The organism is Streptomyces anatolicus, from assembly GCF_019400875.1.
Taxonomy (GTDB): domain Bacteria; phylum Actinomycetota; class Actinomycetes; order Streptomycetales; family Streptomycetaceae; genus Streptomyces; species Streptomyces anatolicus.
In genome coordinates this window covers 1-4,867 of sequence record NZ_WMBF01000477.1, presented here as the reverse complement: position 1 = coordinate 4,867, position 4,867 = coordinate 1, and the positions used below count along the sequence as shown (strand labels likewise).

Here is a 4,867-nt window from a genome sequence, read left to right as displayed (position 1 = left end):
GGGCCAAGGAGGGGGCACACGGAAGGAGGCAGCCCGAACACGGGCCGCCTCGAACCGTCGTACGAATAAAACGCGCCTGCCGCGCCCCTTCTAGGACACGGCCCCGCCTACTTCACCGCCCCCGCCATCACACCCGACACGAACTGCCGCTGGAACGCGAAGAACACCGCCAGCGGGATCACCATCGAGATGAACGCGCCCGGCGCCAGGATGTGGACGTTGTCGCCGAAGAACCGCACCTGCTGCTGGAGCGCCACCGTGATCGGCGGATTCTCCGAGTCGGCGAAGATCAGCGCGATCAGCATGTCGTTCCAGACCCACAGGAACTGGAAGATGCCGAGCGAGGCGATCGCGGGCGCCCCCAGCGGCATCACGACCCGCAGGAAGAGCCGCAGCTCGCCCGCCCCGTCAAGGCGCGCCGCCTCAAGCAGTTCGCGCGGGATCTCCGCGAAGAAGTTCCGCAGGAGGAAGATGGCGAAGGGCAGGCCGAAGGCCACGTGGAAGAGGACCACGCCGACCGTCGTCTCGAAGATGCCGATCTCGCCGAAGAGTTCGGAGACCGGCAACAGCGCCACCTGCACCGGCACGACGAGCAACCCGACCACCCCGATGAACCACCAGTCGCGGCCCGGGAAGTCCATCCACGCGAAGGCGTATCCGGCGAGCGAGCCGAGGACGACCACGAGCAGCGTCGCCGGAACGGTGATCATGACGCTGGACAGGATCGAGTCGGTGATCGTCTCGTCCTTGAGGAGGTTGGAGTAGTTGTCCAGCGTCATCTGCGAGGGCGCGCCGAACACCTTCCACCAGCCGCTCTCGCTCATATCGGCGGAGGTGCGCAGCGAGCCGATCAGCAGCCCGATCGTCGGCACCAGCCAGAACAGCCCCACGAGCACCAGGAACACCCGCAGCGCGGTGCCCCCCAGAGCGGACGCGATGCGCCCGCCCAGGGACTGCTTGGCCTTGACGATCTCCGTCTGGGTCGTCATCGTCGCCCCTCCCGCCGCATGCGCCGGATGTTGAACAGCATCACCGGGATCACCAGGAGGAAGAGCAGCATCGCGATGGCGCTGGCCACACCCGCGTCACGGTCGCCGAACGCCGAGTTGTAGAGCTGGAGCGCGAGGACGTTCGCGTCGTCCTTCGAGGAGCCCGGCGGGATCACGAAGACCAGGTCGAAGATCTTCAGTACGTTGATCATGAGCGTGACCAGCACCACCGCGAGGACCGGCGCGAGCAGCGGCACCGTCACCCGCCGGAACACCTGCCACTCGTTGGCGCCGTCCACCCGCGCCGCCTCGAGCAGTTCACGCGGCACGCTCGCGAGCCCCGCCGCGATCAGGACCATCGCGAACCCCGCCCACATCCACAGATACGAGCCGATGACCGCCGGCGTGATCAGGGACGGGCCGAGCCAGTCGACGCCGTTGTACGGCTCGCGGAAGTTCGACGCGGGGAAGCGCAGTTGAGCCCCGTCCGCCTCCTTCGGCAGTGCGAAAGTGCCGTCCGCCTCCGCCTCGGTGGACGCCACCACCTCGCCGTCCTTGACGGCCTCGACCTTGATGCCCGCGTAGCCGAACTCGGCGGTGTCGGGGGCGTTGACCTCGCCCCGGCCCTTGCCGCGCGTGAAGTCCTGCCAGGCCGTGCCGGTCACCTGGTCCGGGTCGGCCTGCGCGGCCTTCGCCGCCTTCGCGTCGTCCGGCATCTCGTTCGGCGGCACACCGGTCAGCGGCAGCACCACGGGCGTGCCCGCCTTCACCGTGTCCCTGGTGATGAAGGCGCCGCCACCGGCCGACTTCAGGGGCGACTTCATGCTGGGGTGCGCCTGCGGGAACGCCGAGGACTCCGCGAACGTGTCGTGCACGCTCACCGCCACCGCGTTGGCGACGCCCCGGTCGGGATCGGATTCGTACACCAGCCGGAAAATGATGCCCGCGGCCAGCATCGAGATCGCCATCGGCATGAAGATGACGAGCTTGAACGCCGTGCCCCAGCGCACCCGTTCGGTCAGCACGGCGAAGATCAGACCGAGCGCGGTCGCCACCGTGGGCGCCACGACCAGCCAGATCGCGTTGTTCTTGATGGCGGTCAGAATGCTGTCGTCCGTGAACAGCGTCTTGTAGTTGCCGAACGCCGTGAAGTCGCCCGACGAGTCGAAGAAGCTGCGGAACAGCGAGTACCCGATGGGGTAGAGGACGAGCGCGCCGAGCAGCACCAGGGCGGGCAGCAGGAAGAGCACCGCCACCATCCTGCGGGTGCCGGTCACGCTCTTGCGCGGGGTCGGGGCCGGGGGCGCCACCTTGGCGGTGCCCCCGGCGTTCGCGGACGCCATCGCGTCAGTCCTTGTAGGCCTTGGCGGCGGCCGTCTCCAGCGTCTGCTGTGTCCCCTCGACGTCCTTCGGGTTCTTCAGGAAGTCCTGCAGCGCCTTCCACTCACCCTTGCCCGGCGTCCCGCCGAAGGCCTGCGGGGCCTGGTCGGACATGTCGAAGCGGATGTCGTCGCCCGCCGCGATGAGCGCCTTGGCGATGCTGCGCTGCACGTCGTTCGGGTAGGCCGCCAGGTCGAGGCTCTTGTTGGGCGAGATGAAACCGCCCGCCTCGGCCCAGATCTCGGCCGCGTCCGGCGAGGCCAGGAAGGTCAGCAGCGCCTGCGCGCCCTTGCTGTCCTTCAGCGCGACCGCCGCGTCACCGCCGACCACGGCGGGCGACTCCTCGCCCACGGCCGGGAACGGGAACACCTTCGCGTCGGTGCCCACCTTCGCCTTCGTCTCCGAGATCGGCAGCGAGACCATGTCGCCCTCGAAGACCATGCCCGCCTTCGGCTGGTCGCCGCCCTTGAAGGTCTGCTTCACGGACGCGGGGAACTCCGTCTGGAGCGCGCCGTCCGCACCGCCCGCGATGAAGCCCTTCTTCCCGAACAGCTCACCGAGCGTGGTCAGCGCCTCCTTCACGGACGGATCCGTCCACTTGATCTTGTGCTGGGCGAGCTGGTCGTACTTCTCCGGGCCCGCCTGCGACAGATAGATGTTCTCGAACCAGTCGGTGAGCGTCCACGCCTCGGCGCCCGCCACCGATACCGGCGGCACCCCGGAGTCGTAGATCGTCTGGGCCGTCTTCATGAAGTCGTCCCAGGTCTTGGGCTCGCTCACACCCGCGTTCTCGAAGACGCGCGTGTTGTACCAGACCAGCGACTTGTTGGCCGCCTTGAAGTACACGCCGTACTGCTCGCCGTCGACCGCGCCGAGCTCCTGCCAGCCCTTGGCGTAGTTCTTGTCGAGCTGCTTCTGCGCCTCGGCGCCGACCGGCTTGGCCCACTTGTTCTCCACGGCCTGCTCGATCGCGCCGACCTGCGGCAGCATCGCGACGTCCGGCGGCTCACCGCCCGCCACCTTCGACTCCAGGAAGCTGATGATGGGGTCCTGCGCGGGCACGAAGGAGACCTTGGCGCCCGTCCTCTTCTCGAACTCCTCCAGAACCTTCAGGAAGACCTTGCGCTCCGAGCCGCCCCACACGGCGGAGACGGAGACGTTCTCCCCGTCCAGCTTGGGCAGTTGGACCGACGCGCCGTCGTCCTTGCCGCCGCCTCCCTTCTTCCCGTCGTCGTCGCCGTCGCCACCGCACGCGGTGGCGGTGAGCGCGAGCGTTCCCGCGACGACGGCCGCGGCGATCCTGGCGGTGGTGCGCCGATGGAGTGGCGCCCTGCGTGTACTGCGAAGAGTGCTGCGCATCACTGCCCCGTTCTCTTCCCTGACGAGTCCCGTGCGGCCTGTCTACGCCCGTGCGGGGAGGGGCGGCAAGATGGCCTGCGGTGTCAACTCGTTGATCGTGATGGCGTTGTGACGTGCCGTCATCGGCGCGTAGCCGGTCTTGTCACACCACTGGGGGGAATAGGCACCACCGGGGCGCGGGTTGGCCCCGACATGACTGAACCCACGGTCGGCTCTTCCCAGGCCTCCGACGCCTCCGACGCCTCCGACGCCTTCGACCCGCACGCGCTGCTCGCCGACAGCCGCCTCGGCGTCCTCGCGACGATCAAGGCGGACGGCCGCCCTCAGCTCTCCCCGGTCCTGCCGTCGTACGACCGTGCCAGCGGCCTCCTCCAGATCTCGACGACGGCGGGCACCGCGAAGACCACCAACCTGCGCCGTGACGCACGGGCCGCGCTGGAGGTCACCCACCCCGACGGCATGGCCTGGGCCACGGCGGAGGGCACGGTCACCCTCACGGGCCCGGGCAAGGACCCCGAGGGCCCCGAGGTGGAGGCCCTGGTCGACTACTACCGCAAGGCGGCGGGCGAACACCCGAACTGGGCGGAGTACCGAGAGGTAATGGTCGCGGAGCGCCGCGTACTGATCACGATGCGGGTGGAAAGGGTGTACGGGGCGACGATCCGCTGAGGCCGCCGCTGAGGCCAGGGGCCCGCCCGTTGTGGGCAGGCGTGCGGCCCCACCCCGTCGCGGGCAGAACCCCGCCCGTTGTGGGCAGGCGTGCCGGGCCGGGTCCTCCCCGTCGTGGCAGGCGTGCCGGGGATGATGATCCGCTGAGGCCAGGGGCCTGCCCGTTGTGGGCAGGCGTGCCGCAGGGCGGCACGGGTGGGCACAACGCCCAGGTGCCGGGAACCGATAAAACGGGCGTACGGCACGCAAGCGCCCCCGCGACAAAGGGGACGGAACAGAAGCCCGCCTAAAGAAGCGACGGCACCTGATCCGCCGAGACAGACCGCGCCGCCCGCTCCAACGCACTGGCCAGCAGGGCCAGATCCGTAGGCCCGTTCCCCAACTCCCGCACAGGCCGCCGAGCCGGCGGATCCCCCATCCGCTCCCACTCCAGCGGCACAACCGTGGGCCGCAACGTCGCCGTACGAGGA

4 protein-coding genes and 1 pseudogene are annotated in these 4,867 nt (G+C 69.2%); 1 reads left to right on the top strand and 4 read right to left on the bottom strand.

Annotated features, from left to right (window positions below; all coding sequences use genetic code 11):
* Window positions 1–107 precede the first annotated feature (107 nt).
* The 3 genes from GKQ77_RS27770 to GKQ77_RS27760 are packed head-to-tail and all read right to left on the bottom strand — an operon-like array spanning window position 108 to window position 3,728.
* Window positions 108–989 (bottom strand): carbohydrate ABC transporter permease, encoded by an 882-nt coding sequence (locus GKQ77_RS27770; protein ID WP_219691673.1) that lies wholly within the window; start codon window positions 987–989, stop codon window positions 108–110.
* The gene (locus tag GKQ77_RS27765) at window positions 986–2,332 is read right to left on the bottom strand and encodes a carbohydrate ABC transporter permease (protein WP_219691672.1); all 1,347 of its coding nucleotides are present in this window, start codon (window positions 2,330–2,332) and stop codon (window positions 986–988) included. Before GKQ77_RS27765 ends, GKQ77_RS27770 begins: the two co-directional genes overlap by 4 nt.
* A 4-nt stretch (window positions 2,333–2,336) precedes the next feature.
* Window positions 2,337–3,728: an ABC transporter substrate-binding protein gene (locus GKQ77_RS27760; RefSeq protein WP_219691671.1), complete on the bottom strand. Its 1,392-nt coding sequence runs from the start codon at window positions 3,726–3,728 to the stop codon at window positions 2,337–2,339.
* A 192-nt stretch (window positions 3,729–3,920) separates the two neighbouring features.
* Between GKQ77_RS27760 and GKQ77_RS27755 the strand changes: the two genes are divergently transcribed.
* Window positions 3,921–4,397 carry a PPOX class F420-dependent oxidoreductase gene (locus GKQ77_RS27755; RefSeq protein ID WP_219691670.1) on the top strand — a complete coding sequence of 159 codons (477 nt, stop codon included), beginning with the start codon at window positions 3,921–3,923 and terminating at the stop codon, window positions 4,395–4,397.
* A gap of 286 nt (window positions 4,398–4,683) precedes the next feature.
* Here the strand turns inward: GKQ77_RS27755 and GKQ77_RS34195 are convergent.
* Window positions 4,684–4,867: pseudogene (locus GKQ77_RS34195) on the bottom strand (hypothetical protein); the annotation flags it as partial.

Coding starts and splice junctions, on each gene's coding strand:
- GKQ77_RS27770 (WP_219691673.1), bottom strand. CDS start 989: ATGACGACCCAGACGGAGATCGTCAAGGCCAAGCAGTCCCTGGGCGGG.
- GKQ77_RS27765 (WP_219691672.1), bottom strand. CDS start 2,332: ATGGCGTCCGCGAACGCCGGGGGCACCGCCAAGGTGGCGCCCCCGGCC.
- GKQ77_RS27760 (WP_219691671.1), bottom strand. CDS start 3,728: ATGCGCAGCACTCTTCGCAGTACACGCAGGGCGCCACTCCATCGGCGC.
- GKQ77_RS27755 (WP_219691670.1), top strand. CDS start 3,921: ATGACTGAACCCACGGTCGGCTCTTCCCAGGCCTCCGACGCCTCCGAC.